The organism is Mesorhizobium sp. LMG17149 (assembly GCF_024518695.1).
Lineage (GTDB): Bacteria > Pseudomonadota > Alphaproteobacteria > Rhizobiales > Rhizobiaceae > Mesorhizobium.
The window spans coordinates 532,178-551,821 of the sequence record NZ_JANIFL010000001.1 but is presented as its reverse complement, the minus strand read 5'-3'; the positions used below and the strand labels follow the sequence as shown (position 1 = coordinate 551,821).

Genomic DNA, 19,644 nt, shown 5'->3' with positions numbered 1-19,644 from the left:
CCTTGGCCACGGAAGGTGTCGGCAATGCATAAGGATTCTGGGCACATGGGTTCCGCACGGCGGCTGGCGGCGCCGGCGTCCGGTCAGGGCGCGGCCGAGCTGGGCGACCTGCCGGAATGGAACCTTGCCGACCTCTATGCCGGCATGGACGCGCCCGAGCTGAAGCGCGACATCGCCAAGGCCGCCGCTGATGCGACCAGCTTCGAAAGCCGCTGGAAGGGCACGCTGGCCGCCGAGGCCGAGCGCGGCAGCGCCGGCAGGCTGGGCGAGGCGCTTGTCGCCTACGAGGCGCTGGAGGAACTGATCGGCCGCATCGTCTCCTATGCGGGTCTGGTTTATGCCGGAAACACCGCTGATCCCCAGCGCGCCAAGCTCTATGGCGACGTCCAGGAGAAGATGACCGACGCCAGCGCGCACCTTCTGTTCTTCGCGCTCGAACTCAACCTGATCGACGATACGTCGATCGAAGGCGCGCTCGCCGGCGACCCCGCCTTCGGCCACTACCGGCCGTGGGTGCTCGATCTGCGCAAGGACAAGCCCTACCAGCTCGAGGACCGCGTCGAGCAACTCTTCCACGAAAAGTCGATCACCGGGCGCGGCGCCTGGAACCGCCTGTTCGACGAGACGATGACCGACCTTCGCTTCGACATCGACGGCGAGGAACTGACGCTGGAGCCGGCGCTGAACCGTTTGCAGGACGCCGACGGCGAAGTGCGCCGCCGGGCGTCCGAGGCGCTGGCCACGACCTTCCGCAAAAATTTGCGCACCTTCACGCTGATCACCAACACGCTGGCCAAGGACAAGGAGATATCCGACCGCTGGCGCGGCTTCGAGGACATCGCCGATTCACGCCATCTCGCCAACCGCGTCGAGCGCAGCGTGGTGGACGCCCTGGCTTCCGCCGTTCGCGATGCCTATCCGCGCCTGTCGCACCGCTATTACGCGATGAAGGCACGCTGGCTCGGCATGGAGGTGATGAACCACTGGGACCGCAACGCGCCGTTGCCGGATACGCCCCAGGCGATCATCGGCTGGGACGAGGCCAGGAACACCGTGCTGTCCGCCTATCAGCGCTTTTCGCCCGACATGGCCGAGATCGCGCGAACCTTCTTCGACCGCAACTGGATCGACGCGCCGGTGCGGCCCGGCAAGTCGCCTGGCGCCTTCGCGCATCCGACCGTGCCGTCGGCGCATCCCTATGTCCTGCTCAACTACATGGGCAAGCCGCGCGATGTGATGACGCTGGCGCACGAGCTTGGCCATGGGGTGCATCAGGTGCTGGCCGGCGGCCAGGGCGCACTGATGGCCTCGACGCCGCTGACGCTGGCCGAGACGGCATCGGTCTTCGGCGAGATGCTGACCTTCCGCTCGCTGCTCGACCAGACCACCGACCGGCGCGAGCGCAAGGCCATGCTCGCCCAGAAGGTCGAGGACATGATCAACACGGTCGTGCGCCAGATCGCCTTCTATGAATTCGAGCGCAAGGTGCATGCCGAACGCAAGAACGGCGAGCTGACCTCCGACAGGCTCGGCCAGTTCTGGCTCGAAGTGCAGGCCGAAAGTCTGGGTCCCGCGATCAAGCTGCGCGAAGGCTACGAGGTGTTCTGGACCTACATCCCGCACTTCATCCATTCGCCCTTTTACGTCTATGCCTATGCTTTCGGCGACTGTCTGGTGAACTCGCTCTACGCGGTCTACCAGAACGCCGAGCGCGGCTTTCAGGACAAGTATTTCGAAATGCTGCGCGCCGGCGGCACCAAACATCATTCCGAGCTTTTGGCGCCCTTCGGGCTCGACGCCACCGATCCCGCCTTCTGGCAGATCGGACTTGGCGTCATCAGCGGCCTGATCGACGAGCTGGAAGCGCTCGACGCTTGAAACGCGTCCCTCAGGCATCGCTCTAACAGTTTAGCCGGAATGCATGTTGGGACAGCTCTACTATCACCCTAAATATCTGTTCTTGAAGTACTCTCCACCGAAGTTTTCCGATAGCTTTCCACAAGCTCTATGATAGCCTTCGCTCCAAGCTCAGCCGGAGCGCATGCGGATCGGCGAGGAGAAATCTCAGCCGGCCGTGTCGCTCAGGCGAACGCGACAACGGCCGTTGGCCATGGGCAAGCAAAGCCGATCGCCGCAGCTCGAACCGAAGCCGGCTGTTCTGCTTACCGCGGAACCACCAAGAGTAGTCCTTCGCCGAAGGTCATGACCCACGGCAGACGGATCTGACTGGAGAGAGACAATGGGCACTTTTTTCTACGTGGTCCTGGCGTTCCTGATAGGCGTGTTGGTCGGCTGGTTCCTTTGGGGGCGCCTGCGCGGTGAACTCGACAGCTTGCGCGGCGACCTCGACCGTACACGCAGCGAACGCGACAGGCTGCGCACCGACAGCGACCGCCTGACCGGCGAACTCGATGCATGCGGCAAGACCCGCGCCGACCTCGAGCGCCGGCTGCGCGACGCGCCGGCCGCACCTGCCGCCGGAAGCAGCGCGGCAAAGCCGGCAAGCCAGGCGCCGGCGGCCCTGATGTCGACCCCCGCGCCGGCCAAATCCGCCGCCACAAAGCCCGCGCCGGCTAAACCGGCCGCCGCTGCGAAAGCGGTCTCTGCCAAGCCGGTCTCTGCCAAGGCGGCGGCGAAACCCGCCGTCACCAAAACCTCGGCTCCAGCCAAATCCGCAACGAGCAAGCCTGCAACAGCCAAACCAGCAGCCGGTCCAGCATCCGGCAAGCCCGACAATCTGCGCCGGCTGATCGGTATCGGTCCGGTCAACGAGAAGCTGCTCAAGGCGCAAGGCGTCACCAACTTCGCCCAGATCGCGTCCTGGACCACGGCCGATATCAAACGGATCGAGGACATCATGAATTTCGACGGCCGCATCGCGCGCGAACGCTGGATCGAGCAGGCCAAGCTGCTCGCCGCCGGCAACGAGAAGGAATTCGCCAAACAGTTTCCAACAGCCGGAACCTCCAGCAACAGCTGATCGCCAGGCGAGACCTGAAGATTGCAAGCGGCGGCGCCATATCGGCGCCGCCGTTTGCTCTTGGTTCCTGAGTTGGCCCAAACGTCGGCTTTAAGAGGCAGCGTGCCGTTCCCTCGATTGCGCGCGGGCGGCACCCCATATAGAGCGGTTGATGCTTCATAGACCGCAGCATGAGTCCCATGTCCCTGCCCGCCGCAATTTTTCGCAATGACAAAAGCGCGCGCCAGCTCGTTTTCGACCGGCCGGCCGATATCATCGTGGCGCACGAAGCAGGGGATTTCGAACCGGCTCTGGAAGCAGCACAAGCCGCGCATGATGCAGGCAAATGGCTTGCCGGCTATTTCTCGTATGAGGCGGGCTACCTGCTCGAACCCAAGCTCGTTCCCCTGCTGCCGAATGAACGCCGGGCCCCACTCGTGTGCCTTGGGGTTTTCGATGCCCCGGTCGAAGAGGCGGTGCCGCCGCGCGACACCACGGCGACCAACGGCCCGATCTTCGACGCCCGTGCGACGTGGTCGCCCGAGGATTATGAAAAACGCTTCTCGCGGCTGCACCAGCACATCCGGCAAGGTGATTGCTACCAGGGCAATCTGACCTTTCCCGTGCATGCGCAATGGTCAGGCGAGCCGCTGGCCGCCTTCGATGCATTGACGGAACGTCAGCCGGTGAAATATGGCGCGCTGATCGCGCTCGGTGAACCCATCGTGCTGTCGCGCTCGCCCGAACTGTTCTTCGAGATCGACGCCGAGGGCATGATCGAGACGCATCCGATGAAGGGCACGGCGCCGCGCGGCGCGACCAAGGCCGAGGACGAACGGCAGAAGATCTTCCTGCGCAATGACGAAAAGAACCAGGCCGAAAACCGCATGATCGTCGATCTCCTGCGCAACGATATCTCGCTGATCAGCGAGGTCGGCACGCTGGACGTGCCGGCGCTGTTCCGCATCGAGACTTACCCGACCGTGCATCAGATGGTGAGCGACGTCAGGGCCAAACTGCTGCCGGGTCTCTCGATCCGCCAGATCTTCGCGGCGCTGTTTCCTTGCGGTTCGATCACCGGCGCGCCTAAGATCCGTGCCATGGAGATCCTGCGCGACCTGGAAGGCACGCCCCGCGATGCCTATTGCGGCGCCATAGGCTGGATCGCGCCCGGCGGCCCGATGCGCTTTTCCGTGGCGATCCGCACCATCTCGCTCTTTTCGGGCGGCGAGGCCGTCTACAATGTCGGAGGCGGCGTCGTCTTCGATTCGACGGCGCAGGAGGAGTATCAGGAGTGTCTGCTGAAAGCGCGCTTCGCGACGGGAACACCGCCGACTTTCAGTTGATCGAGACCATGCGCTGGGAACCCGGCCCGGGCTTCCTGCGCTTCGATCGCCATCTTGCGCGCCTCTATGGCTCGGCGGCGGAGCTCGGCTTCCGCTGTGCTCCAGGCAAGGTCGGCGAGGCACTGAGCAGCGCGGTCGGCGGTTCCGGCGTTGCCATGCGCACGCGGCTCGTCCTGTCGCACGATGGTGAGGTGGCGGCCTCGGCGCAGCCTTATGAACCGCTCGCCGCCGACAAGGTCTGGATGCTGCGGCTGGCGCGGACGAGGCTCGATTCGCACGACACGCTGCTGCGCCACAAGACCAGCCGGCGGCAGCTCTACACGCGTGCCCGCGCCGAACACCTCATCACCCAGGCCGACGAGGTGCTTATGGCCAACGAGCGCGGCGAGATCTGTGAAGGCACGATCACCAATGTCTTTGCCGATCTCGGCGACGGCGTGCTGGCCACGCCCCGGCTCGACTGCGGCCTGCTGCCTGGTGTATTGCGCGCGCAGCTTCTGGATGAAGGCCGCGCCCGCGAAGCGATCTACAGCTTGGACGATCTGAAATCCGCCAAGTCCCTGTTCGTCGGCAATTCGCTGCGCGGACTGATCCCCGCAAGACTGACCTGAAACAGGACGACTGTGCCCACTCACACGCCCCCAGAGCATACGCTCCCCACCCACACGCCCTATGACGGCTCGTCGAAACTGTTCAGTATCGGGCTGAAGCCGCTCGATCCGGCGGACTGGATCGAGATCGACGGCCATCTGCTGCCGTATCTCGCCGAGAAGCACCGGCTCTATGCCGAAATCCCAGAGCGCGTTTTCGTCGAAGAGGACGGCACGCGCGATGCCCAGCAGGAAGTGCTCGACTTGCTCGCTGCGCATCTCCTGGAGAGGTTCCCCGAAACCCATCGGCTCGGCGGATCAGGCGTCGAGGTGGCGGGCGCGGCGAGCCGTCTGCCTGCGTCCCTCGCCGAGGCGCCGCTGGCCAGGGCCTCACTGCTCGTCCAGGAAGACCTCATCCTGATGCGCCGTGGCGACAGCGGCTGGCGGCTGGTTGCCGGCTCGCTCTGCTTTCCCTCGTCCTGGTCGCTCCTGGAAAAATTCGGCAAGCCGCTGCAGGACATCCACGCGCCGGTGCCGGGTTTTGGCCCGGGCACGCGTCCGGCGGAACTCATCAACCGGATGTTCGATGGCCTCCAGGGGCAGGCCGTCGAGCGCTACAACTGGTCGATCCAGTCCGACAACGCGCTCTACCATCCGCTTTCCGACCTGCAGCGCATCGACCGCGCCACCAACCGGCCGTCGCGCTTTCCCGATGGCGACATCGACGCCCATGCCTTCATCCGCGTCGAGCGGCAGACCCTGCGCAAACTGCCTGTTTCACGCGATATCCTGTTCACCATCCGCATCCATCTCGACCCGCTCGCCGTGCTGGCCAGGCACCCGGATCGGGCGAAGCTCGCGGCGTCTTTCGCCGCCCAACTCGAAGCGCTCGATCTCGCCCAGCTCGACTATAAGGGCCTGACATCAGACCGCGATCGGCTGGTCGACCGGCTCGGGGTGCTGGCGCTGTCCTAAATCGCGGCCAAGCCCAGCAGCAGGATCGCGGACATCGCGGTAAAGACGGTGACGTTGACATCCCACCGCCAACCCGCCGGTCCGAACGGCGGTCGGAATGGCAGGTAGCCGTTCTCGTCGTAGAGCACGCCGCCATAGATCGGTCGTGAGAGCATGGCCACGAAGAACGCTCCATACATGGCCACGCCCAATCCCCCGGCGAGATAGAGCCGCTCGGCTTGGAGTGGCCCTCCAATCCAGATAAGCCCCAGCGCAATCAGCGCGACTCCGGTGTAGCTCAGCACCTGCCAAACGACGTGAAACCGGGCGTGCGGAGTCCACAGCGGATTGGTGGCGTGGGTGGCGTTGAGGTCGGCTTTGATCGTCACCACACCGTAACCCACGGTCGCGACGCTCAGCAGAATTCGGGCAAGCAGATGACTGTCGTAAGCGAGTTCCATCGCACTTTCCTCCTTCACTAGGGAAATCGATGACGGCAATTCAGCAGATCGTAATCCGAAGTACTTCACCTAGGAAACAGCAGTATGCCGGTCGATGCCGCACTTTGCCGGCCCCGACGCGGGAGCGTCACGCAGGCGAAACGGCTTGAATGGCGCCTTGGGCACAGAAGAGCTGCCCGTCGGCCAGCCGCGCATAATTGTGGACGATCCCTTTCTCATGATCCTGCAACTGCACGATGAAGTTGCCGCTCTGCTCCGTCCAGCTCATGAGCACGAGGTTCGGGCGTACGCTGGTCATGTCGATCTTGACCACCTCGTCAATTTTGCTGGCTCCGATCGACGCCTGCACATGTAATTCCTCCGGCGAAAAAAACGTCAGCCGAGGTATGAACGGGCCGAAAACGCAGTCGAAAGTCTTACCGATAAGCGAGGCGGGAAAAACATTGGTTTCTGCCATAACACCCTCCCTGGGCGTGGCCGTTGGGACCAAGCCATTTGACGATCTTCGATGTTTCAGCCGCGAAAATGCCAGATACGCTTACTTGGAGCGCTCCAAGTGATACGATCCGCCCTTTCCACTTTCGAGTCAACAAAATTCTTGGAGCGCTCCAAAAAATGGTCTAACTGAAGGGAAATGGGTGAATCGCAATGCCAACGCTAGCCGACGTGGGCAAGGCTGCCGGTGTCTCCCGGGGCACTGTTTCCAACGTCTTCAACCGGCCGGAACTGGTTAGGCCTGAGTTGCGCCAACGTGTCGAAGCGGCTGCGCGAGCGCTTGGATTTGGCGGCCCCGATCCAAAGGGTCGATTGCTGCGGGATGGCAAGTTCAATGCCATCGGGTTCATGCCACCTGGCGCCTACGCCATCGCCGAGGTGATGAGAAGTCCCTATGGCCGCGAGCTGGTGCTGGGCGTTTCGCTCGCCTGCGACGAGGCCGGAACGACGCTCAGCCTTGTAAACGGCACCGATAATACCCGCTTCGCCAGCATCCGCGAGGCCCTCGTTGACGGCTTCATCCTTGGTCACAGCGGGGACATCGGTCTCATAACATCGGCACAACGGCGGCGCCTGCCCTTCGTCATTCTCGAAAGCGACGCAGGTCCCGACATCAATTCGATAAAGATCGACGGCAGGAGGGGCGCGGTCGCTGCCGTCCGGCATCTGACTGGGCTGGGACACCGACATTTTGCCATCCTGTCTATACGGAGAACTCCAGGCCCTCCCATCGTGCACATGCCCGGACAGGCAAAGCGCCCGCTTCTTGCCGGCTTCTCACTCGATGACGAAAGGCTTGACGGTTTCAAACAGGGCTTGGCGGAGGCGAACCTGTCGATCGACGATGTCCCGATTATCGAGACGACGCCCGGCGATCCATCTGCTGGAGCGGTGGTGTTCGACAATGTGCCTGAAGCAACCGCGATCCTGACCATGTCGGATTGGCAGGCGATCACAATACTCGACGAGGCGGTTTGTCGCGGCATAGAGGTGCCGGGCCACGTGTCGGTCATTGGCTTCGATGGCACTGCTGAATCCGCGCGCACCACACCTCCGCTGACGACTGTCGCGCAAGACGTGATCGGAAAAGGCAGGCTCGCCGCCCGCATGGTTCTTGACAACCAACCGCCCCGCCAAGTCGTTCTGCCCGTGGAGTTGGTGGTTCGGGCGTCCACAGCTGCGCCGAGGGCAAAAATCCGTTGAACGGACGGGGCACGTCGCTTGCGCTTGGCAAATGAGCTAACTTTGGTTCGGGTAGAGCCATTCATCCACGGTTTCAGCCTTAACCACGTAGCCAACGCAGCTAGCCGCTGGTTGGCGCTTTTCGCTGGTTTGTGACAATGATCTGTGATGTAGCGCATGGCCGCCGGGCAAAAATCCCCGGCTTGCGCATGTTTTCCCAGTTTCCTGGGTTTTGAAGGAGTGCTCGATAAATGGCGAATGAAAACTGGCCCGTTTACGGTGAGATCAGCGGCCCTGTCGTGATGATCGGCTTCGGCTCGATCGGCCGGGGAACGCTGCCGCTGATCGAACGCCATTTCCAGTTCGACAAGTCGCGCATGACGGTCATCGACCCGCGCGACACCGACCGCAAGCTGCTCGACGAGCGCGGCATCGCCTTCGTCCAGGAAGCGGTGACCGAGAAGAACTACAAGAAGCTCTTGACCCCGCTTCTGACCAATGGCGGCGGCCAGGGCTTTTGCATCAACCTGTCGGTCGATACCGGCTCGGTGGATCTGATGCGGCTCTGCCGCAAGCTCGGTGTTCTCTACATCGACACCGTCGTCGAGCCGTGGCTCGGCTTCTATTTCGACGCCAAGGCGGACAACGCCAGCCGCACCAATTACGCGTTGCGCGAGTCGCTGCTCAAGGAAAAGCACGACAAGCCCGGCGGCGCCACGGCGGTCTCCACCTGCGGCGCCAATCCAGGCATGGTCTCGTGGTTCGTCAAGCAGGCGTTGGTCAATCTCGCCACCGATCTTGGCCTGGAGTTCTCGGAGCCCGCGCAGGACGACCGCGAGGGCTGGGCCAAGCTGATGAAGAAGGCCGGCGTCAAGGGCATCCACATCGCCGAACGCGACACCCAGCGCGCCAAGAAGCCGAAACCGATGGATGTGTTCTGGAACACCTGGTCGGTCGAAGGCTTCATCTCCGAGGGCCTGCAGCCCGCGGAACTTGGCTGGGGCACACACGAGACATGGATGCCGAAGAACGCCAAGAAGCACAAGCACGGCTCGAAGGCAGCCATCTATCTGGAGCAGCCGGGCGCCAACACGCGCGTGCGCTCGTGGTGTCCGACTCCCGGCGCGCAATACGGCCTGCTGGTGACGCATAATGAGGCGATCTCGATCGCCGATTTCTTCACCGTGCGTTCGAAGAAGGGCAAGGTCCAGTACCGCCCGACCTGCCACTATGCCTATCATCCCTGCAACGACGCGATGCTGTCGCTCGACGAGATGTTCGGCGCCGCCGGCAAGCCTCAGCCGGTGCATCATGTGCTCGACGAGAACGAGTTGATCGACGGCGTCGACGAACTCGGCGTGCTGCTCTACGGCCACGACAAGAATGCCTACTGGTACGGCTCGCAGCTGTCGCTCGCCGAGGCGCGCAAGCTGGCGCCCTACCAGAACGCCACCGGCATGCAGGTCACCTCGGCGGTGCTCTCGGGCATGGTCTGGGCGCTGGAAAACCCCGAGGCCGGCATCGTCGAAGCCGACGAGATGGACTACAGGCGGTGCCTGGAAGTGCAGTCCCAGTACCTCGGACCGGTCAAGGGCTACTACACCGACTGGACGCCGCTCGATAACCGTCCCGGCCTGTTCCCGGAAGACCTCGACCGGAACGACCCGTGGCAGTTCCGCAACATCCTTGTGCGATAGCAGCACCGCCTACCTGCCTCACCGCCTTGCAATCGCCCGGAAATCGGGCGATTGAAGGGATGCGGACCACAACGACACGCATTCATCTGGACGCATGTCGCTCTGGAAACTTGGATGCACGCCTCGTGCTTGTCGAAAATCGATTCCGATTTTCGGGCCGATGCGAGAGGAGAGGATTTTCACATGATCATTGCGCGCAAAATTCTTTCGATGAGCGTGGCGGGTGCCATTGCGACGATGCTCGCCGCCTGTGCGACCAGCGGCCCTGATGAACCGCCGATGGCAGCGGCGCCGAAAGGTGTCGAGGGCTCATGGATCGACGCCAAGGGCACCGGCCTGTCGACCTTCGCCGGCGGTACTTTCACGACGGTCGCCACCGACACCGGCCAGAAGCTTGCCGACGGCAGCTACACGATGACAGGCGCCACATCGGTGCAGATCAACGGCACCTCGCTGATCCGCCAGACCGCGGTCAGCTTCAACTGCCTGATGGTGTCGACAAGCCAGCTCAACTGCACCAGCTCCAGCGGTCAGAATTTCGTGCTGACAAGGCGCGTCTGAACCCACGACCATTCGTTTCTCAAGGACGGCGGGCCGGTTGGCCGCCGTCCTTTTTTATGCCGGCAAAGGGTCCCGGATTCCGCTTGCGTCATCCAGAACGCGATGGGAACATGGCCGAAGCGCCGGCTGTTATGTTCCAGTCAAGCAAGAGCGCTAATGGCCTCTGATCAGCTTTCCGGGAGACGAAGATGAAGAAGCTTGCCGCCATTGCAGCCCTGTCAGCCTCAGCCCTCGGTCTGTCGGCCGGCACGTCCTTTGCCGACTACACGCTTAACATCCTGCATATCAACGACTGGCACAGCCGCATCGAAGGCAACAACAAATATGAATCGACCTGCTCGGCGGACGAGGAAACCAAGGGCGAGTGCATCGGTGGCGCGGGCCGGCTGATCACCGCGATCGCCCAGGAGCGCAAGAAGCTGCAAGGCCAGAACGTGCTGCTGCTCAGCGCAGGCGACAATTTCCAGGGCTCGCTGTTCTACACGACCTACAAGGGCAAGGTCGAAGGCGAATTCCTCAACGACATGAAGTTCGATGCCATGGCCCTTGGCAACCATGAATTCGACGACGGCGAGGCGGCCCTGGCGCCGTTCCTCGACATGATCAAGTTCCCGGTGCTCGGCGCCAATGTGAAGGCCAACGCGCAATCCAAGCTCGGCGACCGCGTCAAGCCATCTGTTGTCGTCGAGGTCGGCGGCCAGAAGATCGGCATCATCGGCGCGATCACCAACGACACGCCGGACCTCGCTTCCCCCGGACCCAACGTCGCAATAGAGGACGACGTCAAGTCGATCACCGCCGAAGTCGAGAAGCTCAAGGGCGAAGGCGTCAACAAGATCATCGCCGTGACCCATATCGGCTACAGGCGCGAGCGTGACGTCATTGCCAAGATCCCGGGCATCGATGTCGTCGTCGGCGGCCACAGCCATTCGCTGCTGTCGAACACCGACCCCAAGGCGGAAGGCCCCTACCCGACGATGGTCGACAATCCGGACGGCTACAAGGTGCCGGTGGTGCAGGCGGCGTCCTATTCGAAATACCTCGGCGAGTTCAAGGTGGTTTTCGACGACAATGGCGTCGTCAAATCGGCCAGCGGCAACCCGATCTATCTCGACAAGTCGATCACCCCCGACCCGGCCGTGCTCGCCCGTATCAAGGAGCTTGGGGCGCCGATCGAGGCGTTGAAGAACAAGGAAGTGGCGGAAACCACCGACGTCATCGACGGCAGTCGCGAGAGCTGCCGCACCCGCGAATGCGCGATGGGCAATCTCGTCTCCGACGCCATCCTCGACCGCGTCAAGGGACAGGGCGTCGAGATCGTCATCTCCAATGGCGGCGGCCTGCGCGCCTCGATCGACAAGGGCACCGTCACCATGGGCGAAGTGCTGACCGTGCTGCCGTTCCAGAACACGCTGGCGACCTTCCAGATTTCGGGCAAGGATCTGGTGGCCGGCCTCGAGGGCGGCCTTAGCCAGGTCGAGGACGGCGCCGGGCGCTTCCCCCAGATCGCCGGCCTGAAATATTCCTTCGACAAATCCGTTGCGCCCAATGCCGGCCGCGTCAAGTCGGTGGAAGTCATGGAAGGCGGCGCCTGGACACCGATCAAGCCGGACAAGGACTATCTGGTCGCAACCAACAACTATGTCCGCCAGGGCGGCGACGGCTACAAGATCTTCGCCGACAAGGCCAAGAATGCCTACGATTACGGCCCCGGCCTCGAACAGGTGGTCGCCGACTATCTCGGCGCCCATCGGCCCTACACGCCGAAGCTCGACGGCCGCATCACCGAAATAGCCGCGACCGTCGCCGCGGCGCCTGCGGCCCCGGCAACCGATCCGGCCAAGCCAGCCGAAGCAGCGCCGGCCACGCCGGCGCCCGCACCGGCTGAAGCCGCCAAGCCTGCCGATGCGGCACCGGCAATGCCCGAATTGCCGGCCAACTCGGGCGATATCGCCAACACACCACCGGCCATATCGACGGAAGGAGCACCTCCCCCGCCAGCGCCACCAGCCGCGCCGGCACCGGCCGAGCCGGCAAAGCCAGCGGAGGCCGTGCCGGCCGAAGCCAGCCATGTCATCGTTGCCGGCGACACTTATTGGGATCTGGCCAAGAAGGCCTATGGCGACGGTGACAAATGGAAGGTCATTTCGGGCGCCAACAAGGGTTATGAGCCGCGCCGGCTTCCTGTTGGCGCAACGCTGACCATCCCGCCGCAATAGCCCCGCTATATGCCTGAATGACACCGCCCGTCCGAAAACCGGACGGGCGTCCTGTTTTCGGGCTAATTCATGTCGCCCCAAAGTGACCTCGGTTTTGGGAGAACGACGCGCATAAAAACAAAGGCTTAAAGCGGGTCGTCTGAATCCATTCAGACAATCCGCTTTAAGGTGCGGCCAGACGCTGCATTGAATGCGCGCGCAAGATGGTTAGGTTCGCGTCTTCCGGAGAACCCTCATGACGCTTCCCACCCCCGCCGAACCCAAGGCCGCAAAGGCGCCCGGCCCGTTGCCCGCTGGGCATCCGCCGGTCAAGGCGGGCAAGATCGGCGTCATGCTGGTCAATCTGGGTACGCCCGACGGCACCGATTTCAAGCCGATGTGGCGCTATCTCCGTGAATTCCTGTCCGACCCGCGCGTCATCGAGCTCAACAGGGCGATCTGGTATCCGATCCTCTATGGCCTTGTGCTCACCAGGCGGCCCAAGAAGTCGGGCGCCAACTACGCCCGTATCTGGAACCGGGAGAAGGACGAGTCGCCGCTGCGCACCTATACCCGCGCCCAGGCCGAAAAGCTGGCCGAAGCGCTGAGCGACCTGCCTGATGTCGTCGTCGACTGGGCGATGCGCTACGGCAACCCTTCAACTGCAAGCATTGCCCAGCGTCTGGTCGACCAGGGCTGCGACCGCATCCTTACCTTCCCGCTCTATCCGCAATATTCGGCGACGACCACGGCAACCGCCAACGACCAGCTGTTTCGCGCGCTGATGAAGATGCGCCGCGCACCGGCCGTCCGCAGCGTGCCGCCCTACTATGACGAGCCGGTCTACATCGAGGCGCTAGCGCGCTCGATCGAACGGCATCTGGCGACGCTGGACTTCGAGCCGGAGGTGGTCATCACCTCCTATCACGGCATTCCAAAACCGTATTTCGAGAAGGGCGACCCCTATCATTGCCATTGCCAGAAGACGACGCGGCTGTTGCGCGAACGGCTCGGCTGGGATGACAAGAAACTGATCATCACCTTCCAGTCACGCTTCGGCGCGCAGGAATGGCTGCAGCCCTACACCGACAAGACGGTGGAAAAACTCGCGCAGGACGGCGTCAAGTCGATCGCTATCGTCAATCCCGGCTTTTCCGTCGACTGCATCGAGACGCTGGACGAGATCGGCCGCGAGGCGGCTGAAACCTTCCACCATGCCGGCGGCAAAAATTTCGCCCATATACCTTGCCTCAACGATAGCGCGGAAGGGATGGCGGTGATCGAGGCGATGGTGCGGCGCGAACTGTCCGGCTGGGTCTAACCCGGAACAACACAAGCTCCGGGGCGTTAAGGCGCGCCTCCGGAGAATGCGATGCCCCGCAAACTCGACCTCAGAACTGGCCAGCCCGTCTGGTCGGCCTATCGCGCGCCTGCGGTGCCGACGGACGGCCTGATCCGGGACGTCAACACGGATGTGCTGGTCGTCGGTATGGGCATCAGCGGCGCCATGATGGCCGAGGCGCTGACGGCCGATGGCCATCGGGTCATCTGCATCGACCGGCGCGGCCCGCTGAAGGGCTCGACGGCCGCAACCACCGCACTGGTGGCATTCGAAATAGACCAGCCTCTCTCCACGCTCTCGAAGATGGTCGGCAGAGCTTCGGCCCAGCAGGCCTGGCGACGCTCGCGGCTCGCCGTTTCCAATCTCGCCGGACGCATTGCCGAACTCGGCATCAACTGTGGCCTAAGCCGCATGCCGTCACTCTATCTGGCCGGCACGATGCTTGGTCCGCCGGAACTGCGCGACGAGGCCGAGGCACGTCGGCTAGCCGGCATCGGCGCCATCTGCTTAACCCGACAACAGCTAGCCGAGAAGTTCGGCATCGACCGCGAAGGCGCCATTCTCGGCCACGGCAATATCGCCCTCGACCCACGCAAGCTGACGGCTGGGCTGCTGCTGAAATCCCTGGAGCGCAAGGCACGCTTCTATGCTCCCGTCGAAGCCACAATGATCGAGGACAGCGCCGAAGCTGTTGTCGTCGCGACCAGGGATGGCCCGACCATAACCGCACGACATGTTGTTCTGGCCACCGGCTACGAACTTGTCGACATCGTGCCGGCCACCGCCCACCGGATCATCTCGACATGGGCGATTGCGACACGCCCGCAACCGCGAAAGCTCTGGCCGGACGCAGCGTTCATCTGGGAAGCGTCGGAGCCGTATCTGTATATGCGCACGACGGTCGACGGCCGGGTCATTTGCGGCGGCGAGGACGAGGATTTTATCGACGAAGCGCGGCGCGACGCGCTGATCGCCGACAAGAGCACACGCATCGCCGAGAAACTCGGCCTGATAGTTCCGCATCTCGACACCAGGCCCGATTTTGCCTGGACCGGCTCGTTCGGCACCACGACCACCGGCCTGCCCTATATCGGCGCCATTCCCCGCCACCCGCGCATCCATGCGGTGATGGGCTACGGCGGCAACGGCATCACCTTCTCGCAGGTCGCTTCCGAGATTGTCCCGGCTTCGATCAACGGGCTGGATGACATGGATGCAAGATTGTTTGCCTTCAACCGCTGAGTGCAACCCTATAAACAATCCATCATCACCTGATTGTAACGCATCTGAAATACACTTAAGTCTTTGGTGAAGTCGGCGGCGCGAGAATGGCTTGTGCGGCCTTCGTCTGAGGGAGAGCCAAATGGATTTCAGTGGTTTCGATATTGCGATTGGTGCACTTGCACTTCTGGTATTGGTGCTGCTGATCAAAGGCATCAGGACAATCCCGCAAGGTTACAATTATACGGTGGAGCGCTTTGGCCGTTACACCAAGACACTGAGCCCAGGCCTCAATTTCATTTTCCCGTTCATCGACCGTATCGGCGCCAAGATGAACATGATGGAGCAGGTGCTTGACGTTCCGAGCCAGGAAATCATCACCCGCGACAACGCCATTGTCGGTGTCGACGGCATCGCCTTTTTCCAGATCCTCAACGCGGCGCAGGCCGCCTACCAGGTTTCCGGCCTGCAGAACGCCATCCTCAATCTGACGATGACCAACATCCGTACCGTCATGGGTTCGATGGATCTCGATGAACTCCTGTCGAACCGCGACGCCATCAACGAGCGCCTGCTGCGTGTCGTCGATGAGGCAGCCCACCCGTGGGGCATCAAGATCACCCGCGTCGAAATCAAGGACATCAACCCGCCGGCCAACCTTATCGAATCGATGGGCCGGCAGATGACCGCGGAACGCAACAAGCGTGCCCAGATCCTTGCCGCCGAAGGCCTCAAGCAGTCGCAGATCCTCGAGGCCGAGGGCCGCAAGGAAGCCGCCTTCCGCGATGCCGAGGCGCGCGAACGTTCGGCCGAGGCGGAAGCCCGCGCCACCCAGGTGGTGTCGGAAGCGATCTCCAAAGGCGATGTGCAGGCGCTGAACTACTTCGTAGCGCTGAAATACACTGAAGCGCTTGGCAGGATCGGCACGGCCACCAACAGCAAGATCGTGCTGATGCCCTTCGAGGCATCGTCGCTGATCGGTTCGCTCGGCGGCATTGGCGAAATCGCCAAGGAAGTCTTCCGCAGCGAAGGCACGACCGGCTCGCAGAGGCAGGCCGCGCGCCCGCCGGTCGTTCGCCCAACCGACAACTGAGGTCGAAACCAATGATCGACCGCATCGTTTCCGAACTCGGCCCGTGGAACTGGATGGTACTCGGTTTCATCCTGCTGGTGATGGAAGTCATCGCGCCGGGTATCTTCATGCTGTGGATCGGCATCGCCGCGCTGATCATCGGCGCCGTGTCGCTGCTGGTCTGGGACGCCGGCTTCTGGACCTGGCAGGTCCAGGTCCTCGCCTTCCTGGCGCTGTCGCTGGTCTCGGCCTATGTCGGCAAGAAGCTGGTCGGCAGCCGCAACGACCCGACCGACCAGCCGCTGCTCAACCGGCGCGGCGCGCAAATGGTCGGCAGGATGGCGACACTTGCCGAGCCGATCCGGGACGGACGCGGGCGCATCAAGCTGGGCGATACGCTGTGGCGTGTCTCCGGCCCGGATTTGCCGGCCGGCACGCAAGTGCGCGTGACGGGCGCGGCCGATACGGATCTGGAACTGACCGTCGAGGCTGTCTGAACGTTCAGGCGGCGCCGATACGCAGCAGGTCGTGCAGGTGGATGAGGCCGACTGGTTTCCGGCCCTCCACCACCATCAGGCTGGTGATGGCTGAATTGTTAATCGTCTGCAGCGCCGTTGCCACCAGCGTGTCCGGCGTCGCGGTCTTCGGGCCTTTTGTCATCACCTGATCCACCGTCATCGCCAGCAGATTGCTGCCGATGTGACGGCGGATGTCGCCATCGGTGATGATGCCGACCAGCGCACCGTCTGCGCCGGTGATCGCGACGCAGCCAAATCCCTTGCGCGACAGTTCCTGGATCGCGTCCTGCATGCCGGTGCCCGCAACCACCAGCGGCAGCCTGTCGCCGACATGCATGATCTCGCGGATCTGCGTCAGGTTGGCGCCGAGCTGGCCGCCCGGGTGAAAGGTGCGGAAATGATCCGGCGTAAAGCCGCGTGCTTCGAGCAGCGCGATCGCCAGCGCGTCGCCCATCACCAGTTGCAGCAGCGCCGATGTCGTTGGCGCCAGGCCGTGCGGACAGGCCTCAGGAGCGCGTGGCAAAAGCAGCACCACGTCCGCCGCCCGCGCCAGCGCCGACGTCTCTCCGGCGGTGATGGCGATCAACGGGATGGAAAAACGCCTGGAATAGGCGACGATGCCCATCAGTTCCTTGCTTTCGCCCGACCACGACATAGCGATGATGGCGTCGTCCCTGGCGATCATGCCGAGATCGCCGTGGTTGGCTTCGGCGGGATGGACAAAGAAAGCCGGCGTGCCTGTCGAGGCCAGCGTCGCCGCGATCTTCGAACCGATATGGCCGCTTTTGCCGACACCGGTGACGATGAGCCGGCCTTCAATCCCCGAGATCGTCTCGACGGCCTGGGCGAAAGGCCCGGCCAATCCGTTCTCCAAGGCCTCGGCGAGGGCTGCGACACCAGCCTGTTCTGTCGCCACCGTCCTCAGCGCCGAAGCGATCGAGGCTTGCCTGTCCGAAGGTTTCTTATCCAGGGATCCCGCATGCATGGCTGATGCGATTAGCGCTTTGCCGGCGCGCTGTCCAACAGAAATGGCCCAAGGCATGCCCGATCGTGCGGTGGTTTTAGATGACGGCAGGCGCCAAAACCAAAAGCTTAACGCAGGCGGTATGAATCCCTTTGGAAATCAGCGCTTCAGCTGGTTGACGGGCCGCCGCCTCAACCCTCCGTTAACCATCCCCATTTACGGTTCGGTAAGTATGGCGCGCGTGCGCCGCGCAAGCAGTGGTGGCGATGTCCGGGGCCCAGCCAGAAAATTCGACAGGAAGAAAGGGCAAGGCGGTCTGCGCCTTGCTGCTGGCAACCAGCATGTTTGCCTTGCTGCGCCCGACTGCGCTCCATGCCCAGGAAACCGAACTGCGCGGCGAGGTTTCGGAATCGGCGATCCTGTCCGACCAGCAGCGCAAGGCGAGACAGCTGGCCCTGGCAGCGCAGGGTCAACAGCCGACCAATGCCGCGCAGGACAATGCGCCGGCCCGCACCTATCTGCCGGCCAGCGCCGGTGCTGTGCCTGACGATACGGATACCGGCGATGCCATCGCGACCGGCAGCCTCTTCGACCCGCCGGCAGCCACTGACGACACGTCCGCCGACATCGCGGCGCCGCCCAAGCCCCGCCGCCGCTCATCGACCGCCGGGCAGAATGCGGCTGACCAGGCCAAGGACAAGGCTGCCGACAAGTCGAAAAAGAAGAAGAAATCGACGGCCGACACCTCCGACATCACCGCCTCCACGACGGACGCCACCGATGGTGAAGACACCGATGCGGACACGGCCAACCGCCGCGCCCTCACCATCGACAGTGCCGACAGGCAGAAGCTCGACCCAGGCGCGGAGCGCACGGACGCCATCGAAGGCCAGAAGAAGAAACCGGAGGATGATCCGTTTGCCGCCACCGGCGTCAAATGGGGCTCCTTCGTCATCCGGCCGACGATCGAACAGGGCCTGACCGCCACCTCGAACGGCGATTCGAGCAGTGCCGGCACGTCGGCGCTGCTGTCCGAGACAGCGCTGCGCTTTTCCGCCGCCTCCGACTGGCGCGAGAACTCAGCCACGATCGACGGCTATGGCCTTTTTCGCGAGACCGTCTCCGGTTACCCGGTTCACGACGCGCAAGGGCGCATCGAAGGCCAGCTCAATGTCGACCTCGACAATGAGTTGCGCGCCATCGCCAAGCTCGGCTACGAGGCCGTGCCGGAATCGGCATCATCACCGGACGCCATTGCCGGCGTCAGCAAGCAGCCGCTGCGGCAGACCATCGATGGCAGCCTCGCCGTCGAAAAGCATCTCGGCAAGATGCAGTACACGCTGACCGGCGCGGTCTCGCACGATTTTTACGGCGACGCCAAGCTCTCGGACGGCACCTCGCTGTCGCAGAAGGATCAGGACTCCACGCTCTACACGGCGACGTTGCGCACCGGCTACGAGATCTCCCCTGCCCTGACCCCCTTCACCGAAATCGAGGTCGGCCGCCGGACCTATGATCAACGCATCGACAATGAAGGCTTCGAGCGCTCGTCGACGCGGCTCGGCGCCCGCGCTGGCCTTGCACTCGACATGGGCGAGAAGCTGTCGGGCGAATTCTCGGCCGGCTGGCTCAGGGAAGCGATCGACGACAAAAACCTTGATGCAATCTCCGGTGCCACCGTCAACGCCGACCTCAAATGGTCACCGGAGCGCGGCACCACGATCGGCCTGACCGGGCGGACCACCGTCGAGCCCACGACCACATCGGGCGAAAGCGGCGACATCCTCTATTCCGGTCGCCTGACCGGCGAACGCCAGATTCGCGCCAACCTCACCGCCAATGCGGCTCTGGGCCTCGACTGGCGTGACTACATCGGCATCGATGGCCATGACAGGGTGTTGAGCGCCGAGGCCGGACTGACCTGGTGGCTGAACCGCTACGCCGGCCTCACCACAAGGGTGAGGACCGAGAAGCTGACCAGCAATCTGCCGGGCCGGGACTACACCGCCAACAGCATCTTCCTCGGCGTGAAAGTGCAGCGCTGAGGACTTGCGTGCCCAACGTGCGTTGAGATCAGACCGGCC

Annotated in this window: 17 protein-coding genes; 14 read left to right on the top strand and 3 right to left on the bottom strand. The window is 63.2% G+C overall.

What is annotated here, in order from left to right; genetic code table 11:
- Positions 1–45: 45 nt before the first annotated feature.
- From NP945_RS02595 to NP945_RS02575, 5 genes are all read left to right on the top strand, one after another.
- Entirely contained in the window at positions 46–1,878 is a 1,833-nt protein-coding gene (locus NP945_RS02595) for a M3 family oligoendopeptidase (RefSeq protein WP_256745491.1), read from the top strand.
- A 361-nt stretch (positions 1,879–2,239) separates the two neighbouring features.
- Positions 2,240–2,980 (top strand): proton-conducting membrane transporter, encoded by a 741-nt coding sequence (locus NP945_RS02590; protein ID WP_256745490.1) that lies wholly within the window; start codon positions 2,240–2,242, stop codon positions 2,978–2,980.
- A gap of 179 nt (positions 2,981–3,159) precedes the next feature.
- Positions 3,160–4,305 carry an aminodeoxychorismate synthase component I gene (locus NP945_RS02585; RefSeq protein ID WP_127268300.1) on the top strand — a complete coding sequence of 382 codons (1,146 nt, stop codon included), beginning with the start codon at positions 3,160–3,162 and terminating at the stop codon, positions 4,303–4,305.
- Positions 4,254–4,916 carry an aminotransferase class IV family protein gene (locus tag NP945_RS02580; protein ID WP_127268299.1) on the top strand — a complete coding sequence of 221 codons (663 nt, stop codon included), beginning with the start codon at positions 4,254–4,256 and terminating at the stop codon, positions 4,914–4,916. The genes NP945_RS02585 and NP945_RS02580 overlap by 52 nt, the downstream gene beginning before the upstream one ends.
- A 12-nt stretch (positions 4,917–4,928) precedes the next feature.
- Positions 4,929–5,870: a DUF3445 domain-containing protein gene (locus NP945_RS02575; RefSeq protein WP_256745489.1), complete on the top strand. Its 942-nt coding sequence runs from the start codon at positions 4,929–4,931 to the stop codon at positions 5,868–5,870.
- Here NP945_RS02575 and NP945_RS02570 read toward each other — a convergent pair.
- Together NP945_RS02570 and NP945_RS02565 are read right to left on the bottom strand one after the other, a co-directional pair.
- On the bottom strand, positions 5,867–6,310 hold the full coding sequence (locus NP945_RS02570; protein ID WP_127268297.1) for a hypothetical protein: 444 nt from the start codon (positions 6,308–6,310) through the stop codon (positions 5,867–5,869). The genes NP945_RS02575 and NP945_RS02570 overlap by 4 nt on opposite strands.
- Positions 6,311–6,437: 127 nt before the next feature.
- Positions 6,438–6,767, bottom strand: a complete 330-nt coding sequence (locus tag NP945_RS02565) for a hypothetical protein (protein WP_256745488.1) — start codon at positions 6,765–6,767, stop codon at positions 6,438–6,440.
- A 191-nt stretch (positions 6,768–6,958) separates the two neighbouring features.
- On the opposite strand from NP945_RS02565, the gene NP945_RS02560 reads away from it, so the two are divergent.
- From NP945_RS02560 to NP945_RS02525, 8 genes are all read left to right on the top strand, one after another.
- Entirely contained in the window at positions 6,959–8,008 is a 1,050-nt protein-coding gene (locus NP945_RS02560) for a LacI family DNA-binding transcriptional regulator (RefSeq protein WP_128364633.1), read from the top strand.
- 230 nt (positions 8,009–8,238) lie between these two features.
- Complete coding sequence (locus NP945_RS02555; RefSeq protein WP_127272620.1) at positions 8,239–9,684, top strand: homospermidine synthase; 1,446 nt, start codon at positions 8,239–8,241, stop codon at positions 9,682–9,684.
- Between the two features lie 183 nt (positions 9,685–9,867).
- Positions 9,868–10,245 carry a hypothetical protein gene (locus tag NP945_RS02550; protein ID WP_127259982.1) on the top strand — a complete coding sequence of 126 codons (378 nt, stop codon included), beginning with the start codon at positions 9,868–9,870 and terminating at the stop codon, positions 10,243–10,245.
- Between the two features lie 188 nt (positions 10,246–10,433).
- Complete coding sequence (locus tag NP945_RS02545) at positions 10,434–12,464, top strand: 5'-nucleotidase C-terminal domain-containing protein (RefSeq protein WP_256745487.1); 2,031 nt, start codon at positions 10,434–10,436, stop codon at positions 12,462–12,464.
- 235 nt (positions 12,465–12,699) lie between these two features.
- Positions 12,700–13,764: a ferrochelatase gene (gene hemH / locus NP945_RS02540; protein ID WP_256745486.1), complete on the top strand. Its 1,065-nt coding sequence runs from the start codon at positions 12,700–12,702 to the stop codon at positions 13,762–13,764.
- Positions 13,765–13,815: 51 nt separating this feature from the next.
- Positions 13,816–15,027 carry an FAD-binding oxidoreductase gene (locus tag NP945_RS02535; RefSeq protein WP_127269752.1) on the top strand — a complete coding sequence of 404 codons (1,212 nt, stop codon included), beginning with the start codon at positions 13,816–13,818 and terminating at the stop codon, positions 15,025–15,027.
- A gap of 121 nt (positions 15,028–15,148) precedes the next feature.
- The gene (locus NP945_RS02530) at positions 15,149–16,099 is read left to right on the top strand and encodes an SPFH domain-containing protein (RefSeq protein WP_127269753.1); all 951 of its coding nucleotides are present in this window, start codon (positions 15,149–15,151) and stop codon (positions 16,097–16,099) included.
- 11 nt (positions 16,100–16,110) lie between these two features.
- Positions 16,111–16,575 carry an NfeD family protein gene (locus NP945_RS02525; protein WP_127269754.1) on the top strand — a complete coding sequence of 155 codons (465 nt, stop codon included), beginning with the start codon at positions 16,111–16,113 and terminating at the stop codon, positions 16,573–16,575.
- A 4-nt stretch (positions 16,576–16,579) separates the two neighbouring features.
- On the opposite strand, the gene NP945_RS02520 is transcribed toward NP945_RS02525, so the two are convergent.
- A complete protein-coding gene (locus NP945_RS02520; RefSeq protein WP_256745485.1) occupies positions 16,580–17,581 on the bottom strand; it encodes an SIS domain-containing protein in 1,002 nt (333 codons plus the stop codon).
- 245 nt (positions 17,582–17,826) lie between these two features.
- Here NP945_RS02520 and NP945_RS02515 point away from each other — a divergent pair, with 245 nt between their 5' ends.
- The gene (locus NP945_RS02515; RefSeq protein ID WP_256745484.1) at positions 17,827–19,605 is read left to right on the top strand and encodes an outer membrane beta-barrel protein; all 1,779 of its coding nucleotides are present in this window, start codon (positions 17,827–17,829) and stop codon (positions 19,603–19,605) included.
- The last annotated feature ends 39 nt before the right edge of the window (positions 19,606–19,644 follow it).

Coding starts and splice junctions, on each gene's coding strand:
- NP945_RS02595 (WP_256745491.1), top strand. CDS start 46: ATGGGTTCCGCACGGCGGCTGGCGGCGCCGGCGTCCGGTCAGGGCGCG.
- NP945_RS02590 (WP_256745490.1), top strand. CDS start 2,240: ATGGGCACTTTTTTCTACGTGGTCCTGGCGTTCCTGATAGGCGTGTTG.
- NP945_RS02585 (WP_127268300.1), top strand. CDS start 3,160: ATGTCCCTGCCCGCCGCAATTTTTCGCAATGACAAAAGCGCGCGCCAG.
- NP945_RS02570 (WP_127268297.1), bottom strand. CDS start 6,310: ATGGAACTCGCTTACGACAGTCATCTGCTTGCCCGAATTCTGCTGAGC.
- NP945_RS02565 (WP_256745488.1), bottom strand. CDS start 6,767: ATGGCAGAAACCAATGTTTTTCCCGCCTCGCTTATCGGTAAGACTTTC.
- NP945_RS02560 (WP_128364633.1), top strand. CDS start 6,959: ATGCCAACGCTAGCCGACGTGGGCAAGGCTGCCGGTGTCTCCCGGGGC.
- NP945_RS02555 (WP_127272620.1), top strand. CDS start 8,239: ATGGCGAATGAAAACTGGCCCGTTTACGGTGAGATCAGCGGCCCTGTC.
- NP945_RS02550 (WP_127259982.1), top strand. CDS start 9,868: ATGATCATTGCGCGCAAAATTCTTTCGATGAGCGTGGCGGGTGCCATT.
- NP945_RS02545 (WP_256745487.1), top strand. CDS start 10,434: ATGAAGAAGCTTGCCGCCATTGCAGCCCTGTCAGCCTCAGCCCTCGGT.
- hemH (WP_256745486.1), top strand. CDS start 12,700: ATGACGCTTCCCACCCCCGCCGAACCCAAGGCCGCAAAGGCGCCCGGC.
- NP945_RS02535 (WP_127269752.1), top strand. CDS start 13,816: ATGCCCCGCAAACTCGACCTCAGAACTGGCCAGCCCGTCTGGTCGGCC.
- NP945_RS02530 (WP_127269753.1), top strand. CDS start 15,149: ATGGATTTCAGTGGTTTCGATATTGCGATTGGTGCACTTGCACTTCTG.
- NP945_RS02525 (WP_127269754.1), top strand. CDS start 16,111: ATGATCGACCGCATCGTTTCCGAACTCGGCCCGTGGAACTGGATGGTA.
- NP945_RS02520 (WP_256745485.1), bottom strand. CDS start 17,581: ATGCATGCGGGATCCCTGGATAAGAAACCTTCGGACAGGCAAGCCTCG.
- NP945_RS02515 (WP_256745484.1), top strand. CDS start 17,827: ATGTCCGGGGCCCAGCCAGAAAATTCGACAGGAAGAAAGGGCAAGGCG.